This window comes from Hyphococcus luteus (genome assembly GCF_002943565.1).
Lineage (GTDB): Bacteria > Pseudomonadota > Alphaproteobacteria > Caulobacterales > Parvularculaceae > Hyphococcus > Hyphococcus luteus.
This window is the reverse complement of record NZ_PJCH01000015.1, coordinates 63,522-80,471: the sequence shown is the minus strand read 5'-3', so window position 1 is coordinate 80,471 and position 16,950 is coordinate 63,522. Positions and strand designations below refer to the sequence as shown.

Below are 16,950 nucleotides of genomic sequence, written 5' to 3'. Positions count from 1 at the left end.
GCCTGTTTTAAGGAGATCGACATGAAATTTTTTCTGGGCATTGTGTTTGCATTGTTTGCGCCGCCGGCGATGGCGGCGCCGGCGCTTACGATTGTTCTCGCCCCCCAAGGCGATGCCGGTCAGGTCAAAACGGTTGATGTGACGCTTGAACTGGAAGGAATTTCAGCGACTGCGGATGGCGCGCTTCTCGAAATGCCGCTTATTTCAAGCAATGTGGACAGCGTCGCGACCGTGCTTTCACATCTTGAGGCGAATGACGATCTTGGTCCTCTGGCGCTTTCCGCCAGGGATGAAAAACTGCCCGTGCGCGCGGCGCGCGATGCGGAGATCGGCGGAGTCTCCCGCATATGGTCTGCGGCCCGTGACATTTCCGGGACGCTGACCGTTCATTACACCGTGCCGGCGGACGCGACCTTGCCTGCGCGCGGGGGCGCGCCGCCCTTCGCCTTCAGCAATGACGGAAACGCCACATCCGCCGCCGGGCATGTCTTCCTCATGCTGCCGCCGAACGATGCAGCCTATGAGACAAGCGTGCGCTGGGACCTCTCCGGCCTGCCTGAGGGGGCGAAGGGCGTCAGCTCTTTCGGGTCGGGCGCGGCGAAATCTCCGGAGCCGTTGGACGCCAGCCAGTTGAGGATGACGTTCTTTATGGCGGGCGACATCGGCGTCTGGCCGTATCCGACCCCGGAGTCCGGTTTCTTTTCCGCCTGGCAGGGCGATCCCCCGTTTGAGCCGCGTGCGCTGATGGAGTGGACGCGCGATCTTTACGGTGAATATGCACAGTTTTTTGGACAGGATGCGCCGCCGCCTTATGGTGTTTTCCTGCGTTACAACCCGGTGAACGCCGGCGGCGGCGTCGGGCTTTATCATTCCTTCGTCACGACTTTCGGCAAAGCGGGCGGGCAGGGATCGGATATCGCCGAGCTGAAGATGACGCTGGCGCACGAGATGTTCCACACCTTTTCGCCATATATAGAACAGCCGGCTGGGCTGGAATCGTCTTGGTTCGGCGAAGGGTTGGCGACGCTTTACATGCGCAAGCTGCCTTTTCGGTTCGGTCTTTTGACGGCGGACGAATTCCTTGAGAATCTCAATTTTCACGCCGGCCGGTATTACACCAATATCCTCGCGACCGCGCCGAACAGCGAAGTGCCGAAACGCTTTTGGGAAGACACGCGCATCCGCACCCTGCCTTACGACCGGGGGATGCTCTATTTCGCCGATCTCGACGACAAGATACGCAAACGCTCGGACGGCGAACGGTCTCTCGACGATCTCGTGCTGGCGATGCTCGATAAAGAAAAAGCCGGAAAAACTCTGGCCAACGAAGACTGGATTGCGGTGCTTCGGGCCGAACTCGGGGCCGGGGCGGTCAAGGACTTCAAGGCTTTTCTCATGGGCGAGGAGCCTCTGCCTGTATCCGACGCCTTCGGTCCGTGTTTTCGCCGGACAACCAAGCCGTTGCGCCGCTACGAACTTGGCTTTGATCCGGGCGTGCTGAGGGAAACCCGCCGGGTCGTGAGCGGGCTGGAGCCGGGATCGGCGGCGGCGAAGGCCGGCCTGCGCAACGGAGATGAAATCGTGTTTCCCGTCCCGCAGGACAAGATTCAGGGCGATCAGGATCTCGAGCTCAAGCTCAGGATCAGGCGGGACGGCGAGGAATTCGACCTTTCCTATTTGCCGCGGGGCGAAACGGTCGAGGCCTATCAATGGGAAATGGCGCCGGACGCCGAACCGGACGCCTGCCGGTTTTAGCGGGACCGCTTTGAAATTGCGAGGGCGGGCGTTTCCAGCGCTTCCCGGTATTCCGTTTTCAGCTTGGCTATGATTTCTGATGCAGGTTGCGCGGCCCGGACTTCGCCGACGCCATGACCCGCCGACCAGACGTCGCGCCAGGCTTTGATCTGCATTTGTGAATCGGACAGGTCAACAGAGGCCTTCTTGCCGGGATTGTCCGGATCAAGCCCCATCTTAATCAGGCTCGCGCGCAGATAGTTTGCATACGCGCCGGTAAGCGCGTTGCTGAGCACGAGGTCTTCGAAATTCGCTTCAACCAGCATTCGGCGATATTCGTCGGAGGCGAGGCTTTCGGCGGCCGCAATGAAGCTCGTGCCCATATAGGAAAGATCGGCGCCGAGAATCTCCGCCGCCCGGATTGCGCGGCCATTGCCGATCCCGCCCGCCAGAACGACAAGCCCGTCGAAAAATTCGCGCACCGCCGAAACGAAGGAGAACCCGGCCATCGAGCCGGTGTGTCCGCCGGCGCCGCTGGAGACGAGAGCGAGCCCGTCCGCGCCTTTCTCTGCGGCTTTGCGCGCATAGGCGAGGGAATTGACGTCGGCGATTACGACGCCGCCATAAGCATGCACGGTGTCGAGAACGGGATCGGGTCCCCCGAGCGCCGTGATGACGATCTTCGGCCTGTGATTGGCGATCAGCGCAATCTCATCCTGCAGGCGGTCATAGGTGCGATGGGTGGTGAGATTGACCGCATAGGGCGCTGCGTTGGGATCGTTGCTTACACGGCGGGAAAGATCGTCAAGCCAGGCGTCCAGCGTTTCGATTTTGCGCGCGTTCGGAAACGGAAACGCGCCGATGACGCCCTCTTTACATACGGCCGTCACAAGATCCGGTCCCGAGACGAGAAACATGGGTGCGCATATCACCGGCAGCGAAAGATTGCCGGCGATATCCGCCATCGATTTTTCCCGCTCTGCGGCACTTGCATCTTGCGTCACTGGTGTCGTCAGCCCCTTCTTTCACCCCCGACGGGCCCTAATGGGCCGCGGCGGCGATCTCTTCATGGGTCGCCCAGGTCGCGTGCGTGCCGCTCGAGATGCGATGGGGCAGGATGACGCGTGCAACGGGCCCCGCGGCGATGTCTTTGGCGTCAATGATGACGCATTCGGAGCGATCTTCCTTCATATCGATGATGAAAGAAACGATATATCCGTCGTCTTCATCTTTCGCGCCGACGCGCGGCGCAAAGGGGGCTTCGCTGCCATAGCGTTCGTCGCCGAATTCGAGGGACCAGGAATCGCCGGTTTCAAGGTCGTGTTTGACGAGCCCGGTGAAGAGAAACCAGCCGGGTTTTGTCGTCGTGCTGTACGCATAGCGTGACTTAACCCCAGCGAACTTCTGATTGAAGGTGCCGAATTCGAGCAGGCGCTCGTCCAAGCGCTCTTCAATGGTCTCGCCTGTGCGCATGTTGAAGCGCCAGCGATGCAGCTTCGGTTTGAAGGAATTTTCGTCAATATTGGCGAGAAGCTTGCCGAACCGCTTGTCCACCCCTGGAATATCGAGCGGCGCGGGATCAGGATCCTCCTGAAAATAACCGTCAAGGATGATTTCATCGCCTTCCTCCCACGCGTTCATCCAGTGAAGGACGTAGGTCGGCGCCGCCTCGAACCAGCGAATATCATTGACCGATCCGTAGCGCGGCACGATCGCGAAACGTGTCGGCAGATTCTGGTGGAAACGATTTGAGTGAATGCCGGCTTTTAAGAGCTCCTCGTCCCAGAACAGCGGCAGGTCTGCGAAGATGGAGTAATTTTTCGTGAACGCCATGTCGTGCGGCAGGCGCGGGCCCGGCAGCGGGATCGGCGTGAAGTGTTTCAGCTTCCTGTCGGGCCCGACAACGCCGTAATGCATGTAAGGCGCTTTTTTCGAGTAGTTGAAAAACAGCATTTCGCCGGTCTCGAGATCGATCTTCGGGTGAGCGGAAATGCCTTCTTCCGGAACCCAGCCGGCCGTGCCGTGGTCTTCGAGCGTATAGGGATCGAGAAGATAGCCCTCGCCGCACATGTAAAATGTGGAGACGATCTCGCCCGCATGCACGACTACGTCAGTAGACGACGCGTCCTTCATGCGGCCCCGGGCCCCCCAGCCGGGGCGTTCGGCTTTCGCCGGGTTCGCTGCAATCCCCGCCCACAATGAGTGGCCGGCCTTTTGTTCTTCCAGGAAGCCTTTGGTGCGCACGAAGCGGTTTCGATATTGCGCCTTGCCGTCACGAAAGGAAATCGCGTGTATCATGCCGTCGCCGTCAAACGGATGATACGTCCCGATGGCTTCAAAAAGCGGATTTTCAGAATTGCGCACGTAAACGCCGCTCAGGTCTTGAGGAATTTCGCCTATGACCTCCATCTCGTCGGCGTCCATTTCCCGCGTCACGGGCGTCCACGCGCCGTTGAGGTAAGGGTGGTCGTTCGGCGGGATGCGCGACTCAAATTCGTTTATGACGGCGACAGACATGGGCGGCTCCTGCGTAAAAAAACGGATCAATTTTCCGCGGACAGACGGGCCGCCATGGCGGCGGCAAGACCAGCGGGGTCGCGCGCAAGCGCAGCGCGAACGCTGATGGCGTGCGGGTCCGTGTCATGTTCGTTTATTTCGTTCTTGATGGCGTGAATGCCGGATTTGGCGATGTCGGCGGGGTCGGATTGTTTAACGCCCCGAACATGCGCGGCCATCCGGGTCTTGACTGACCCGACGATGAGGGCGGTGACATGAACGCCGCGCGGCGCGAGTTCGGCGCGCATGCAGTCGGATGCGGCGCGGGCGGCGAATTTCGACGGGCTGTATCCGCCCATGCTTGGGACGGCGACGATTCCGCCCGCCGAAAGGACATTGGCGATGGCGCCGCCGCCATTGGCTTCTATAATGGGCGCAAAGGCGCGGCACATAGAGACGAGACCGATATAGTTGGTTTCGATTTCGGTTCGGAGTGCGGATGTGTCCGGCGCGCCCAGCAATGTTTCCATGCTGAAAGCGCCGGCGTTGTTGACGAGCAGGTTGACGTCGCCGCAGGTTTTCGCCGCAGCGTCGATCTCTTCAGGTTTTGACACGTCGAGTTTGACGATCTCGAGACGTTCCGGATCAACCGATGCAAGGTCTTCGGCTTCCGACGGCGTGCGCGCGCCAATATAGACTTTGGCTGCGCCTTCGCTGAGCAACTCGCGCACAAAGCCTTCGCCAATGCCGCGATTGCCGCCAGTAACGATTGCTCGACAGCCTTCGATTTGCATTGGGACCTCCTTGTCGCGCGGGCGGAACCGGCCGTTTGGCGGGGCTTGGAAATACAGCGCAGCGCATCTTCGTTTTTTCTTCTCGTAGCATTGTAGGTATTGTTATGCAATTGTATATTGCAGCGAAGCGACGCCGCTGTGCGTTATTGCCGCGACGCCGGGAAACGGCGCGCGATTATGATTTGTGGGAGGTGCAATCTTGACCATGCCGGCCAAACAGAAAGCGCCTTTCCGCGACGTCGCGTTTCCGCCTGTCGACCTTGATGTTCAAACGCATCCTGACGGCGTGATGGTCGTCACCCCGCGCGCGCCGCTGGACGTGGAATCGCCGCTCGTAGCGATCAGCTTTGAAAGGGCCGCGAAACAGTTCGCCGAACGCACGGCGTTTGCCGAGCGGGATGCCAACGGAGCCTGGTCGCGCAAGAGTTTTCGCGAATTTTATGCGGACGTTTACGCCGCCGCGCAATGGCTGCTTGACCAGGGCGCAGGGCCGGAGACGCCGGTCATGTTCGTTTCAGGCAATTCGCTCGCCCATGCGACGCTGCGGTTTGCGGCCTTGCTTGTCGGCGCGCCGATCGCCCCGGTCAGCGAGAACTATGCAAAACTCGGCGCGAAGAGCGGGTTTGAGCGGCTCAACCACGCGATCGGCCTCATCAAGCCGCGTTTCATTTTCGCCGAAACCGCTGTCTTTTCAGACGCAATGGCGCATTGCGCCGGCGATGCGGACGTCATTACGCGCGCTGCGGACGAGATGCCCGGCGCCTTCAGTTACGATGACATCGTGCGAATGCAGCCGACGGAAGCAGTCTCGCGCGCTTCGCAAAATTTAGATCCTGACCGGCCGGCCGCCTATATGCTGACCTCGGGGTCAACCGGCAAGCCGAAAGCGGTCATCCAGACCAATCGCATGATGACGGCCTGCATTGCGCAAAGCCTGTGGGCGATGAACGCCAGCGGCGCATGGGAGGGGGATTTGCTCGAATGGCTCCCATGGAGCCATGTTTCCGGCCTTTACGTGTCCATCGCGACCGTTTTTGTGGGCGGATCTTATTATATCGACGGGGGCCGGCCGCTGGCGGGCATGTTTGATGAAACCATCCGCAATATCCGCGATTTGCAGCTGAACTATTATACCAGCGTTCCTTCCGGATACGCCATGCTCGCCGACGCCATGGAAAAAGACGCACAGCTGCGCGAGGCGTTTTTCCTCAATATGCGGCTCATGCTTTTTGGCGGCGCCGCCTTGCCACAGCCGCTCTTTGACCGTCTGCAGGACCTCGCCGTCGCGTCGACGGGGCGGCGCGTTCCCATCATTTCCGGCTATGGCGCGACGGAAACCACCTCTGGCTGCATGTCGGTTTATTTCCATACGGAAATGTCGGGTATTGGCCTTCCCATGCCCGGCCTGGAGCTGAAAATGCTTCCAAGGGGCGATCGCTACGAATTGCGCATGCGCGGGCCCATGGTCACGCCCGGCTATCTTGGACGCGAAGAGCTGGCGGCTGAAATTTTCGACGAGGATGGTTTTTACAAGTCAGGCGATACGGCGGAGCTTGTCGAGCCGGAAAGGCTTGAATCAGGCTTGCGGTTTTCGGGCCGCTTGTCGGATGAGTTCAAGCTCGACACCGGAACCTGGGTGGCCGGCGGCGCCTTGCGGCTGGATCTTCTAAAAGCGTTGGCCCCTGACATCGCGGAAGTTCTGATCTGCGGCGAGAACCGCGACCGTATCGGACTTCTCGCCTGGGCTTCGCCGGCCGCACAGGGCGATGTGCTGACAGGAGTGCGATCGAAGATCGAACGGTTCAACAAGGACAATTCTTCTTCAAGCCGAAAGATCAGGCGTTTCGCTTTGCTTTCCACGCCGCCCGACCCGGAACGCGGCGAGCTTTCCGAAAAGGGAAGCGTCAATCAATCGCTTGCAATTAGCCGCCGGGAGGTTGATGTCGCCAGACTGTACGCCGATCCGCCGCCGGAGGACGTTTTGAGTTTCGATTAGGCGGACTTTCGCGGCGGGCGCGGGAAAAAGCCGCTGACGCGCGCTTTATAGTGCGCATAGTCCGGATAGCGTTTGGACATGGAGCGTTCCAGCAGCGCCTTGCCGGAGGCTGCATAAAGGAAATAGACCATCAGGATCGGACTTAAGATCGTCCAGACGCCGAAAGCGCTTTCAAGCGCAATCAGCGTCAGGCCCGTCCAGACTGCGGCGTCGCCGAAATAATTCGGATGGCGCGTCCAGGCCCACAGTCCCCGGTCCATGAGCTTGCCTTTGTTCGCCGGGTCTTTCTTGAACGCGCGGAGTTGATAGTCGCCGACAGCCTCGAAGATAAGACCGACTGCGTATATCGCAACGCCGATAATCGCGAGTAGTCCAAGACCGCCCGAGCCGATCTTGAAAACGCCGGAGCTTCCAAACTGTCCGACCTGCGTAGGAAGAGAGACAAAGAACGAGATCAGGCACTGGAGAAGGAACACTTTAAAGAGGCTGGAGCGCGCAAAGGCGGCGTTGCTGGGCGCTTTCCTGCGCATCGCCGCATAGCGGTAATCTTCGCCGTGACCGATATTGCGGATGGCGAGATAGCTGGCCAGCCGCAGCCCCCATGCGGCCACGAGAACGGTCAACAAGAAGGCCCGGGGCTCCGACCCATCGGCGCGCAGCCACGTCAACGTCGCCGGCAGCGCGCAAGCAACGCCCCACATGATGTCCACGATGCTTGCGTTTTTCAATTTCACGCTGACCGCCCATAGCGCGACGAACAAAACGAGCATGATGGCGAAGTTGGTCAAAAGAAGCGCAAGAATCGGTCATTCTCCCTTGGCGTGCTGGCGATGCTAGCCAATTCATAAACTTTTACAATCATACTTTGTAGGAAATTTCACCATCCGGCCTGCGAATACCGCTGGCGTTGCGCCCAATATCGCGGTGGAATTTCAGGCGCCTGTCTCGACAAGAATGTTATGGAGGCTTTATTAAGGGGATTAGATGGTTGGAAATTGCAAGTTAATAGCCATCGCCCGCGCTTGCCGGCCGAGGGCGGGCGCCGGCAGGCGTAAGACAAGAGCGGAAAGCCTGATGCATCATGGCTGAGGCGTTTATTTTCGATGCCGTGCGGACGCCGCGAGGGAAAGGCCGCGCGGCGACGGATGCGAAGCCGGGAGGCGCGCTATGCCGGATAGCGCCGCACGAGCTTGTCCGCCAGCTTGTCGTCGCGCTTGGCGAACGAACGGGGCCGGATGTGCTGGACAGCGTTGCACGGTTGATCCTTGGCTGTGTGGGCCAGGTTGGGGTGCAAGGCGGGCATATCGCGCTCGTTTCGCGGCTATGGGCGGCAAAGCACGGCGCTGGCCTATCCGATGACGTTCACGTCAAAACGCTGAACAATTACTGCGTATCCGGACTCACGGCGATTAATGAAAGCGCATTATGGGCGCGCGCCGGCGAGAGCGGGTTGTGCCTTGCCGGCGGTGTTGAAATGCTTTCGCAGGCGCCGTTTCTTGCAGATAACGCCGCCTATTATACTGACGAGCGGCTTTCTCGCGATCTTGCGTGGCTTCCCCCGATCATGGGCGCGGAACTGGTGGCGACGCTTGAAGGATTGCAAAAAACAGATCTCGATGAAATCACGCTGGCCTCGCACCGGCGCGCCGCCGCCGCATGGAAGGAAGGCCGCTATGACAGCAGCGTCATTCCGGTCCTTGATGAAAAAGGCGTTGTGGCGCTCGCCAGCGACGAATGGGTTCGCCCCGGTCTGACGATGGAGGCGCTGGAAGCGATGCCGCCTGCATTCGCCGCTCAGGGAGAGGAAGGCGCGGATGACGTCATGCTGCGCCATTATCCGCAGCTCGACAAAATTTCACATCTTCATTCGGTCGCGAACACGCCCGGTCTTTCAGATGGGGCGGCGCTGGCGTTGACCGGCTCCCGGGAAGCGGGCGCGTCGGCGGGACTGCGTCCGCGTGCACGTATCCTTGCGATGGCGGAAACCGCGGGCGACCCAATTCTCCAGTTTGGCGCAGGGTTTGACGCAATGGAGCAGGCGCTCAAGAAAGCCGGCGTTTCCTTGCATCAGCTCGACCGGATTGAGTTTATGGAGGCGTTCGCCGCGCCGCCGGTGAAATTTCTGAGACGCTATCAGCCGGACCCGGAGCGCGTGAACGTCAATGGGGGCCACCTCGCGATGGGGCATCCGATGGGCGCGACTGGCGCTATTCTGACAGCGACGCTGCTGCACGAATTGGAGAGATCAGGCGGCGCGCTCGGGCTCGTTGTCGCGCTCGCGGCCAACGGGATCGGATCGGCGCTCGTGATGGAGCGGGTCTGAAAAGGACTGTTTTCGGACAAGACCGAATTCCAAGGAGGCTGGAATGGCGAACAATATGGACAGGGTGGTGATCGTTACCGGCGCCGGGAAGGGTCTGGGGTGCGCGTTTGCGCTGCGGATCGCGGAGGATGGCGCTGCGGTTGTCGTAAACAACCGCATTCGCGACGGTCAGCCGGACAGTGCTTCGGCTGTGGTCGAGGAGGCAAAGGCGGCAGGTGCGCGCGCAACCGCAAATCGCCTTGACGTGCGCGATCCGCAGGCAAGCAAGGCCCTTGTCGATCAGGCGCTCGCCGAATTCGGCAGGCTCGATGCAGTGGTGTTCAATGCGGGCGTTAACGGAGACGCCGTGCGTTTCGCCGATATGCGTCCGGATGCATTCGACGAAGTGATGGCGACAAATTTCTTTGCGCCGATGAGGCTTGCGCACGCCGCATGGCCGCATCTGGCCAAGTCCGACGCGGGACGCATGCTTTTTGTTTCATCGACCGCGGGACTGTACGGCGTTCGGGGACGCTCGCCTTACGCGTCGTCAAAAGGGGCTTTGTGCGCGTTCGCCGCCACGCTCGCCCATGAAGGGCGCAGAGACGGAATCGGGGTCAACATCTTGATGCCTTATGCGGCGACCCAGATGACCGGGGGCGATGACGCTCTTGACGGCATGCTCCCCGCAGACAGTGTTGCGCCGCTTGCAAGCTGGCTGGTCTCTCCTGAATGCGAAACGGCGGGCGACACATGGATCGCCGGCGCGGGCTACGCCTGCAAGGCGCAAGTCCTTGAAACTGAAGGAGACTTTCTTGAGGAAGACATCGGGGCGGTGCTCGCCAGACGGGGCGTCTCGCTCGGGGATTTTGCGCCCCCTTTGGGCTCTCTTGGGGCGGAGAAAGCTTTTGAGGCGTTCATGGCCCGGGCGGCGGGGCGGCGAAACGCCGGTTGAGGCCGACTCTATTCCGGCTTATGCAAGTGAGCGCCGTGGTTTGCTGCGGTGGCTGAAACTCGTGATCGACAGCGGAAGGAACAAAGTTGGCGAAGACGGCGCGCAAATCGGACAAGCGAATGATTCGCACTTGCTCGATCTGGCGATCCTTGGAGGTCGTCGGGGATACGCCGATATTGCTCATTCTTGAGGCTATCTGGTGGGGCGAGCGCCGTTTCGACAAGATCCATGCGCGCTCGGGCCTGCAAAAAGCGTTGATTTCAGACCGCCTCAAGAAACTGATCGAAGCCGGGATTATTGAAAAACGGCCCTATACGGACCGTCCGCCACGCTATGAATATTTGCTGACGGAGAAGGGGCAGGATCTTTACTGGACTTCACTGATGCTCCTGCGCTGGGAGCGGAAATGGTCGAGCCAGCGCAATCGCCTTAAAATCGAACTTACCCATACCCCTTGCGGCTCTGTGACCGACCCCCAGCCTTTGTGCGGCCATTGCCGCGAAGTTATCCACCCGGCGGATGTGAGCTGGGAGGAGGGGCCAGGGGTCGGCTTGATGTCGCCGGTCTATAGCCGGCGCCGGCAACGCCGGGGCGCAGGCGAGGATCTCGTCGAGCGCGCCTCTGTGTTCACGGAAGTCGCCGAGCTGATGGGCGACCGCTGGGCCAGCCTTATTCTGCGTTCTATCTTTACGCATTTGCGCAAGTTCGACGAGATCCTGAAAGATACCGCCATAGCGTCGAACATTCTTTCAGAACGTCTCGCCTGGCTCACGGAAATTGGCGTTGTCACGGCGGTGCTCTATCAGAACAACCCCGAGCGTTTTGAATACTGGCTGACGAAGAAGGGACTGGATTATTATCCGGTGCTCGTGATGCTTCAGCAATGGGGCGATAAATATTACGCCTCGCCGGAGGGTCCGCCCTTGCTGTTGTTCCATAAAACCTGCGGGCGCCCGCTGGAGCCTTATGTCGGCTGTTCAAATTGTCTGGAGCCAATCCTGCCGGGCGACGTCACATTCCGCGTCAGCGAAGGCCGCGGCTCAAAAACCCGGCGCAGATAGACTTTCATAATAATACTAAGTAGGCTTCTCCTAAAAAGCGCCGCCGGGGCGGTCGCTTGAGCGCTATGAGCTTGGAGGAGCCATGACGTCAACGCAGCCGCACCGCATCATTCAATGGGCGACGGGAGCCATGGGAAAAAGCTGTCTGCGGGCGGTGATCGACCGGCCGGACATGGAGCTGGCGGGGCTCTATGTTTATGGCGCAGACAAGGTCGGCAAGGATGCGGGAGACATCACCAGGCGTGATAAAACGGGCGTTCTGGCGACAAACCGGATGGAGGATATTCTCGCGCTCGACGCTGATGTTGTTATCCACGCCGCGCGGCTCGGCGCCGATCACGCGGCCCATGACGACGACATTGCGCGGCTTCTGGCGTCCGGAAAAAACGTCATCAGCATCAACGGCAACACCTTTCCGCCGCATTGGCCCCAGAAACGGCGCGACAAGCTGGCTGCGGCCTGCGCCGCAGGCGGCGTCAGCTTTCAGGGCGCCGGGCTTAATCCCGGTTTCGCCGTCGAGAAACTGCTGTCGACGGCGACCGGCATATGCATTTCCGTCGACAGCGTCTCGCTTGAGGAGGTTGTTCTGACGGATCAAATCGCCAATCCGGAGTACGCTTTCAAGTTGCTCGGTTTTGGCGGCGAGCCGGACAACGACTTTGTCAACAGCGATGAATGCGCGCCGGCCATGACTCTTAACGGCATGTTCGAAGACGTCGTTGCAGCAGCGGCCGGCAGTCTTGGATGGGCCCTTGACGACATCAGGCGCGAGCATCGGATGTTGCCGTCATCGAAGGAACTGACGGTGAAGGCCGGAACGATACCCGAAGGCGGCGCCTGCCACATTGATTGGCGGTGGCGCGGCGTCGTCGGCGGGCGCGACAGGATCTTTTTGTCGATCGCCTGGGCGATGAGCGGCGAATACTTGTCTGACGCGCAAAAGCCGCTTTGGGCCTTGCGGATCAAGGGGACGCCTGATGTCGAGATCGATTTCGATGTCGGACGTCCTGAGGGATTGCCCGGCAAAACATCGGCGGAGCAGCTCGCTGTCGCAGGGGCGGTGATGAACGCGATCCCAAGACTTATCAAGGCTGCACCAGGACTCCTGCCGGCCATTGCGCCGACGCCGTTCTTTCAAACCTGGTGAGGCGTTGGCGCGCGGCTGCAAGTTCAGGCGGCGCTTGCTTTCGTCAAGAATGGGTTGCATAATAATACCATCATGCGCAGGGCGCGAATACGGAGACGGCATGCAGATATCGCCGCAATCCCGGGTCGACGACTACAGGCGCCGCGGCTGGTGGCGCGATCTCGGCGTGGATCAGCTGTTTCGAGCGGCGGTCGCCGATCGGGGAGACGAGGAAGCGCTTGTCGACCCGCCTAACCGGGCCACGCTTATCGGCGACGCTCCGCAAAGGCTTACCTTTAATGAGGTTGATAACCGGGTCGACCGGATGGCGCGCGCCTTCGTCAAGCTTGGCGTCTCGCGCGGTTCTGTCGTCGCCTCGCAACTGCCGAATATCGTCGAGGGCGTTATCGCCTTTCTCGCCTGCGCGCGTCTTGGCGCAATTCTTAGCCCGATGGCGACGGCGTTTCGTGAAAACGAGTTGCGCCAGATCTTGCCGAGCCTCGAACCACGCGTGTTGTTGACGGTTGAAACATTTCACGGCTGCAATCATGCGACGATGATGAAGGCGCTCGCCGAGGAAGGCGTTCCTGTCGGCCAGGTTTTGACCGTAGGCGGAGAGGGTGGCGAAAACACACTGCTCGATGCAGAACGCGAAGCCGCCGAAGACCCGCTTCCGGCCGTCGATGTCGATCTCGCGGAAGCGCTGACGATTTGCTGGACCTCCGGCACGGAGGCTGCGCCAAAAGGCGTGCCGCGCCATCACCATCATTGGATCGTCAACGGAGAAAGCCTTTATGAGGCGATAGGTCTTGAGGCGGGAGATACGCTGCTCAGCCCGTTTCCGTTGATTAACATCGCATCGATAGGCGGCATGGTGATGCCGTGGCTGCTTTGTCGCGGACGCTTTGTGCAACATCATCCGTTCGATCTCTCGGTTTTTCTGGAACAGTTTCAGAAAGAAGAGATCGCCTATACTGTCGCGCCGCCAGCGGTTTTAACCATGCTGCTCAAGCACGAGGACATGCTTGCCGGGATCGATTTTTCAGGCGTGAAATGCATCGCTTCCGGATCTGCGCCGCTGCCGCCCTTCATGGTCGCCCAATGGCAGGAGAAATACGGCGTGCCGATTATGAACGTCTTTGGCTCCAATGAAGGGTGTTCTCTATTTTCCTCGGCGAAAGAAGTTCCCGATCCGCAAATGCGGGCTAAATATTTTCCTCGATTTGGCGCGCCGGGCGTCGACTGGAAGTCGGAATTTTCCAAAAAAATAAAAACCCGGATTGTCGACGTCGAAACCGAAGAGGAAATTACGGAGCCGGGGCGCCCGGGCGAGCTCAGGATCGACGGCGCCATGACGTTTGACGGCTACTGGAAGGCGCCGGAGTTGAACGAAAGGGCGTTCGATTCCGAAGGCTATTTCAAGACGGGCGATCTTTTCGAGATTGCGCCGGTGCAAAACGGGCGCTTCTATGAATTTGTCGGCCGCACCAAGGAAATTATCATCCGCGGCGGCGTAAATATTTCGCCGGCGGAAATAGATTCGTTGATCGAAAGCCATCCCGATGTGAAAGAAGCAGCTTGCGCCGCTTATCCGGATGGAAAGCTGGGGGAGCGGGTGTGCGCGTTTATTGTTCTAAAACCCGGCGCGGATATGTCGCTTGAAGAGCTTGCGCGTTTTTTAACGGCCAAGAATATTTCCGTTTACAAACTTCCTGAACGGTTAAAGCTTGTCGACGCCTTGCCGCGAAATGCGATGGGCAAGGTTATGCGCCGAGAACTGTCCGAACTGGCGGGATAGATTGTTCAATTCCAGCCGGCAGCCTAGTCGCAGCCCATGACTTTCGCGCAAGCTGTCCGGCGCCGCCGCTTAATTAGTATTATCATGCAAGTATGTAATCGCATTTCATGTTGCAAAAACAGCCCAATATAAAAGGAAAAATTTTTCGCATTGCACAATCATAGTAACTTGCATTGACAAACTAACTAAGACGGCCATACGGTTCCCGCCAATAAAAAAGATGCCCCATCCATGGCTGAGGCGGCCGCTGCAGCTCCGGTTGAGGGATGAATTGCGGGAGGAATATCCGATGAAACTGAAGCAATTGCTTGTCTCAACCAGTCTTGTAACCGCCTTGACCGCCCTTGCAGCGCCTGCAATAGCGCAGGACGCCGCCGGCGCGGATGACGGAAAACGGCGCCTCGATACGATCACCGTCACTGCGCAGCGGCGCGAGTCGACAGTTCAGGATTCTGCGATTGCCGTCACCGGCGTCACCGGCGATAATCTCGAAAAGGATCGTATTCTGAATTATTCCGATCTGGCGCGAAGCATCAGCTCGCTCAGCTATACGGAAAATTCGCCGCTCGATCAGGAATTCAATATTCGCGGCATCACCAATACGCGCCTCGACGCGCCGTCATCCGACCAGTCGGTCGGCATCTTTATTGACGATGTTTATATTGGCCGCTCGGGTCTTCTCAACGCTGACTTCTTCGATGTCGACCGGGTTGAGGTTATTCGCGGTCCGCAAGGCGTGCTTTTGGGACGAAATGTTGTCGGCGGCGCCATCAGCATCTACACGGCCGAGCCGGAGTTCGATTTCGGCGGCGCTTTCAATGCGGAATTTGGTAATTACGACGCGCGCCTGTTTAACGGGCACTTGACCGGGGAAATCGCACCGGGCCTGGCGGCGCGGATTTCCTTTCAGTCGCGCACGCGCGACGGGTACAACCGCGACGTTCAAGACCGGCGGGACCTCGACGATCTCGACTCGATCCAGTTTCGAGGGCAGTTGTTGTGGGAGCCGTCGTCAATTCAGGATTTCCGCACCAAGCTTTCCTTCGATTACATGGACGACAGCAGCAACGGCATCCATCGCGTCGCTATTCCGACCGATCCCGCCGCGCCCGGCCCGTGGAGTGCTGCGCGCGCTCTGGTCGACGCCGCCCTGCCGGGCGGCCTCGGGGTTCGCGACAGCCTGCCTGGCACGTTCCGTTTCGTCGGGGAGAGTTTCGATCGTGGGCAGGAGCTCACCCGGGAGGCTTTCGGCGTCACCCTTGATATTGAAAAGGGGCTTGGCGAGGTTGCGACCTTTAAAAGCATCACCGCATACCGGGCAGGCGAGGCGTATAGCCTATATAATCAGCCCGGATTTGGACCGAGCAATCCGATCGTCGGCTCAGCGGTTCCGCTCGCCTTCGCGTCGGTGGTGAATGAAGACGAAGAGATCCGTCAGTTTACGCAGGAAGTTCGCCTTGTCTCCAATGAGAACGGCGGACCGTTTGATTGGATCATCGGCGCCTACCTTCAGGAAGATGATATCGATAAGGTCGACCGCTTCCTCTACGAAATCGATTCTCCCGTGCCGGCGTTCGGCGCTCTTTCCGGAGAGTCCAACTGGACTAATAATGGCGAAAACAGCAACCGGGCGGTCTTCGGCCAGCTCGGTTTCCAGTTGAGCGATACGATCCATTTGTCGGCGGGCGTGCGTTGGTCGCGCGACAAGAAGAGCGGCGTTGCTTCCGGCCGCGCGGCAGCGACCGGCGACCGCTATAATCCGTCCGATCCGACTCCTGCAGCGCCGTTAATCTCTGATTTCACGGATGTGCCCTACAGCACGAAGTCATCTGAACTTACGCCGCAGGCGACAATCGAGTGGAAGCCGCAGGACGGTCTGCTTGCCTATTTCACCTATTCCAAGGGCTATAAGGGCGGCGGTTTTGAAGATACGCCGGCTAACGCAACGGCGGCGACGATCGCCTATGATCCCGAGACGGCGCAAAATTTCGAACTTGGCTTGAAACTCGAATTGTTCGACGGGCGCGGCCGCATCAATACGGCGGGCTTCCTGATCGATTACAAGGATCTTCAGGTCACGCAAACCGATGACGGCTGTCTGTGCAATATTACCGACAACGCCGCTGACGCGCGCATCCTCGGGGTTGAGACGGAAATGCAGTTTGTCGTTACAAACAATCTCTTCCTGTTCGGCGCGGCGACACTGCTCGATACGGAATATAAGGACTTCGTGGACTCCAACGGCCTGGTCAATACAGGAAACCGCCTTCAGCGCACGCCGGGTTATCAGTTCAATGTCGGGGCGGAAGTGACGACCGATTTTCTCGGTCATCCCGACGCGCTCACCTTGCGGGGGTCATATGCGCGGCAAGGCAAGCTCTACTGGCTTCCGGACAACTTCCAGCATGAAAACCCCTATGGCCTGCTCGATGCGCGGCTGACATATGCGCCGGAGGACCAGAATTACAGCCTTTCGCTTTGGGGCAAAAATCTGACGGACAAACTTTACAGGACGAATATCGTTGCTTTCTTCGGCGATGAAGTGTCAACGCTGGGCGCGCCGCGCACATGGGGCATTTCGCTTGGTTATTCGTTCTGATTAACAATAGCCAGCGGCGTCTTCGACGCCGCTGGCGCAGTTTGCGATCATAGCGGCTGGCCTTTTAACGGCTGGCGCCTTTCAGCCAA

General features: G+C 59.3%; 12 protein-coding genes. 8 read left to right on the top strand and 4 right to left on the bottom strand.

What is annotated here, in order from left to right; translation table 11 throughout:
• Window positions 1-21: 21 nt before the first annotated feature.
• A complete protein-coding gene (locus CW354_RS16550; protein ID WP_207764867.1) occupies window positions 22-1,755 on the top strand; it encodes a hypothetical protein in 1,734 nt (577 codons plus the stop codon).
• Here CW354_RS16550 and CW354_RS16545 read toward each other — a convergent pair.
• The 3 genes from CW354_RS16545 to CW354_RS16535 form a co-directional block, all read right to left on the bottom strand.
• Window positions 1,752-2,699 (bottom strand): NAD(P)H-dependent flavin oxidoreductase, encoded by a 948-nt coding sequence (locus CW354_RS16545; protein WP_104831204.1) that lies wholly within the window; start codon window positions 2,697-2,699, stop codon window positions 1,752-1,754. The two genes, CW354_RS16550 and CW354_RS16545, sit on opposite strands and share 4 nt — an antisense overlap.
• Window positions 2,700-2,775: 76 nt before the next feature.
• Window positions 2,776-4,251 carry a carotenoid oxygenase family protein gene (locus CW354_RS16540; RefSeq protein ID WP_104831786.1) on the bottom strand — a complete coding sequence of 492 codons (1,476 nt, stop codon included), beginning with the start codon at window positions 4,249-4,251 and terminating at the stop codon, window positions 2,776-2,778.
• Window positions 4,252-4,277: 26 nt separating this feature from the next.
• Window positions 4,278-5,024: an SDR family oxidoreductase gene (locus tag CW354_RS16535; RefSeq protein ID WP_104831203.1), complete on the bottom strand. Its 747-nt coding sequence runs from the start codon at window positions 5,022-5,024 to the stop codon at window positions 4,278-4,280.
• Window positions 5,025-5,229: 205 nt separating this feature from the next.
• Here CW354_RS16535 and CW354_RS16530 point away from each other — a divergent pair, with 205 nt between their 5' ends.
• Complete coding sequence (locus tag CW354_RS16530) at window positions 5,230-7,020, top strand: AMP-binding protein (RefSeq protein WP_133162348.1); 1,791 nt, start codon at window positions 5,230-5,232, stop codon at window positions 7,018-7,020.
• On the opposite strand, the gene CW354_RS16525 is transcribed toward CW354_RS16530, so the two are convergent.
• Window positions 7,017-7,808 carry a DUF1295 domain-containing protein gene (locus CW354_RS16525; RefSeq protein WP_104831201.1) on the bottom strand — a complete coding sequence of 264 codons (792 nt, stop codon included), beginning with the start codon at window positions 7,806-7,808 and terminating at the stop codon, window positions 7,017-7,019. The two genes, CW354_RS16530 and CW354_RS16525, sit on opposite strands and share 4 nt — an antisense overlap.
• A gap of 293 nt (window positions 7,809-8,101) precedes the next feature.
• Between CW354_RS16525 and CW354_RS16520 the strand changes: the two genes are divergently transcribed.
• The 6 genes from CW354_RS16520 to CW354_RS16495 all read left to right on the top strand — a co-directional run bounded on the left by CW354_RS16520 (window position 8,102) and on the right by CW354_RS16495 (window position 16,861).
• Window positions 8,102-9,343 carry an acetyl-CoA C-acyltransferase gene (locus CW354_RS16520; protein WP_104831200.1) on the top strand — a complete coding sequence of 414 codons (1,242 nt, stop codon included), beginning with the start codon at window positions 8,102-8,104 and terminating at the stop codon, window positions 9,341-9,343.
• A 43-nt stretch (window positions 9,344-9,386) separates the two neighbouring features.
• Window positions 9,387-10,277 (top strand): SDR family NAD(P)-dependent oxidoreductase, encoded by an 891-nt coding sequence (locus CW354_RS16515; RefSeq protein WP_104831199.1) that lies wholly within the window; start codon window positions 9,387-9,389, stop codon window positions 10,275-10,277.
• A gap of 119 nt (window positions 10,278-10,396) precedes the next feature.
• The gene (locus CW354_RS16510) at window positions 10,397-11,338 is read left to right on the top strand and encodes a winged helix-turn-helix transcriptional regulator (protein WP_104831785.1); all 942 of its coding nucleotides are present in this window, start codon (window positions 10,397-10,399) and stop codon (window positions 11,336-11,338) included.
• Between the two features lie 82 nt (window positions 11,339-11,420).
• Window positions 11,421-12,485 carry an NAD(P)H-dependent amine dehydrogenase family protein gene (locus tag CW354_RS16505; protein WP_104831198.1) on the top strand — a complete coding sequence of 355 codons (1,065 nt, stop codon included), beginning with the start codon at window positions 11,421-11,423 and terminating at the stop codon, window positions 12,483-12,485.
• 100 nt (window positions 12,486-12,585) lie between these two features.
• Entirely contained in the window at window positions 12,586-14,262 is a 1,677-nt protein-coding gene (locus tag CW354_RS16500; protein ID WP_104831197.1) for a class I adenylate-forming enzyme family protein, read from the top strand.
• Window positions 14,263-14,551: 289 nt separating this feature from the next.
• A complete protein-coding gene (locus CW354_RS16495) occupies window positions 14,552-16,861 on the top strand; it encodes a TonB-dependent receptor (protein WP_165793783.1) in 2,310 nt (769 codons plus the stop codon).
• Window positions 16,862-16,950: the final 89 nt, after the last annotated feature.

Bases quoted from the DNA above. Each gene is read 5' to 3' on its own strand.
- CW354_RS16495 (WP_165793783.1), top strand. From the start codon at position 14,552: ATGAAACTGAAGCAATTGCTTGTCTCAACCAGTCTTGTAACCGCCTTG.
- CW354_RS16505 (WP_104831198.1), top strand. From the start codon at position 11,421: ATGACGTCAACGCAGCCGCACCGCATCATTCAATGGGCGACGGGAGCC.
- CW354_RS16535 (WP_104831203.1), bottom strand. From the start codon at position 5,024: ATGCAAATCGAAGGCTGTCGAGCAATCGTTACTGGCGGCAATCGCGGC.
- CW354_RS16520 (WP_104831200.1), top strand. From the start codon at position 8,102: ATGGCTGAGGCGTTTATTTTCGATGCCGTGCGGACGCCGCGAGGGAAA.
- CW354_RS16540 (WP_104831786.1), bottom strand. From the start codon at position 4,251: ATGTCTGTCGCCGTCATAAACGAATTTGAGTCGCGCATCCCGCCGAAC.
- CW354_RS16545 (WP_104831204.1), bottom strand. From the start codon at position 2,699: ATGGCGGATATCGCCGGCAATCTTTCGCTGCCGGTGATATGCGCACCC.
- CW354_RS16550 (WP_207764867.1), top strand. From the start codon at position 22: ATGAAATTTTTTCTGGGCATTGTGTTTGCATTGTTTGCGCCGCCGGCG.
- CW354_RS16500 (WP_104831197.1), top strand. From the start codon at position 12,586: ATGCAGATATCGCCGCAATCCCGGGTCGACGACTACAGGCGCCGCGGC.
- CW354_RS16510 (WP_104831785.1), top strand. From the start codon at position 10,397: ATGATTCGCACTTGCTCGATCTGGCGATCCTTGGAGGTCGTCGGGGAT.
- CW354_RS16530 (WP_133162348.1), top strand. From the start codon at position 5,230: ATGCCGGCCAAACAGAAAGCGCCTTTCCGCGACGTCGCGTTTCCGCCT.
- CW354_RS16515 (WP_104831199.1), top strand. From the start codon at position 9,387: ATGGCGAACAATATGGACAGGGTGGTGATCGTTACCGGCGCCGGGAAG.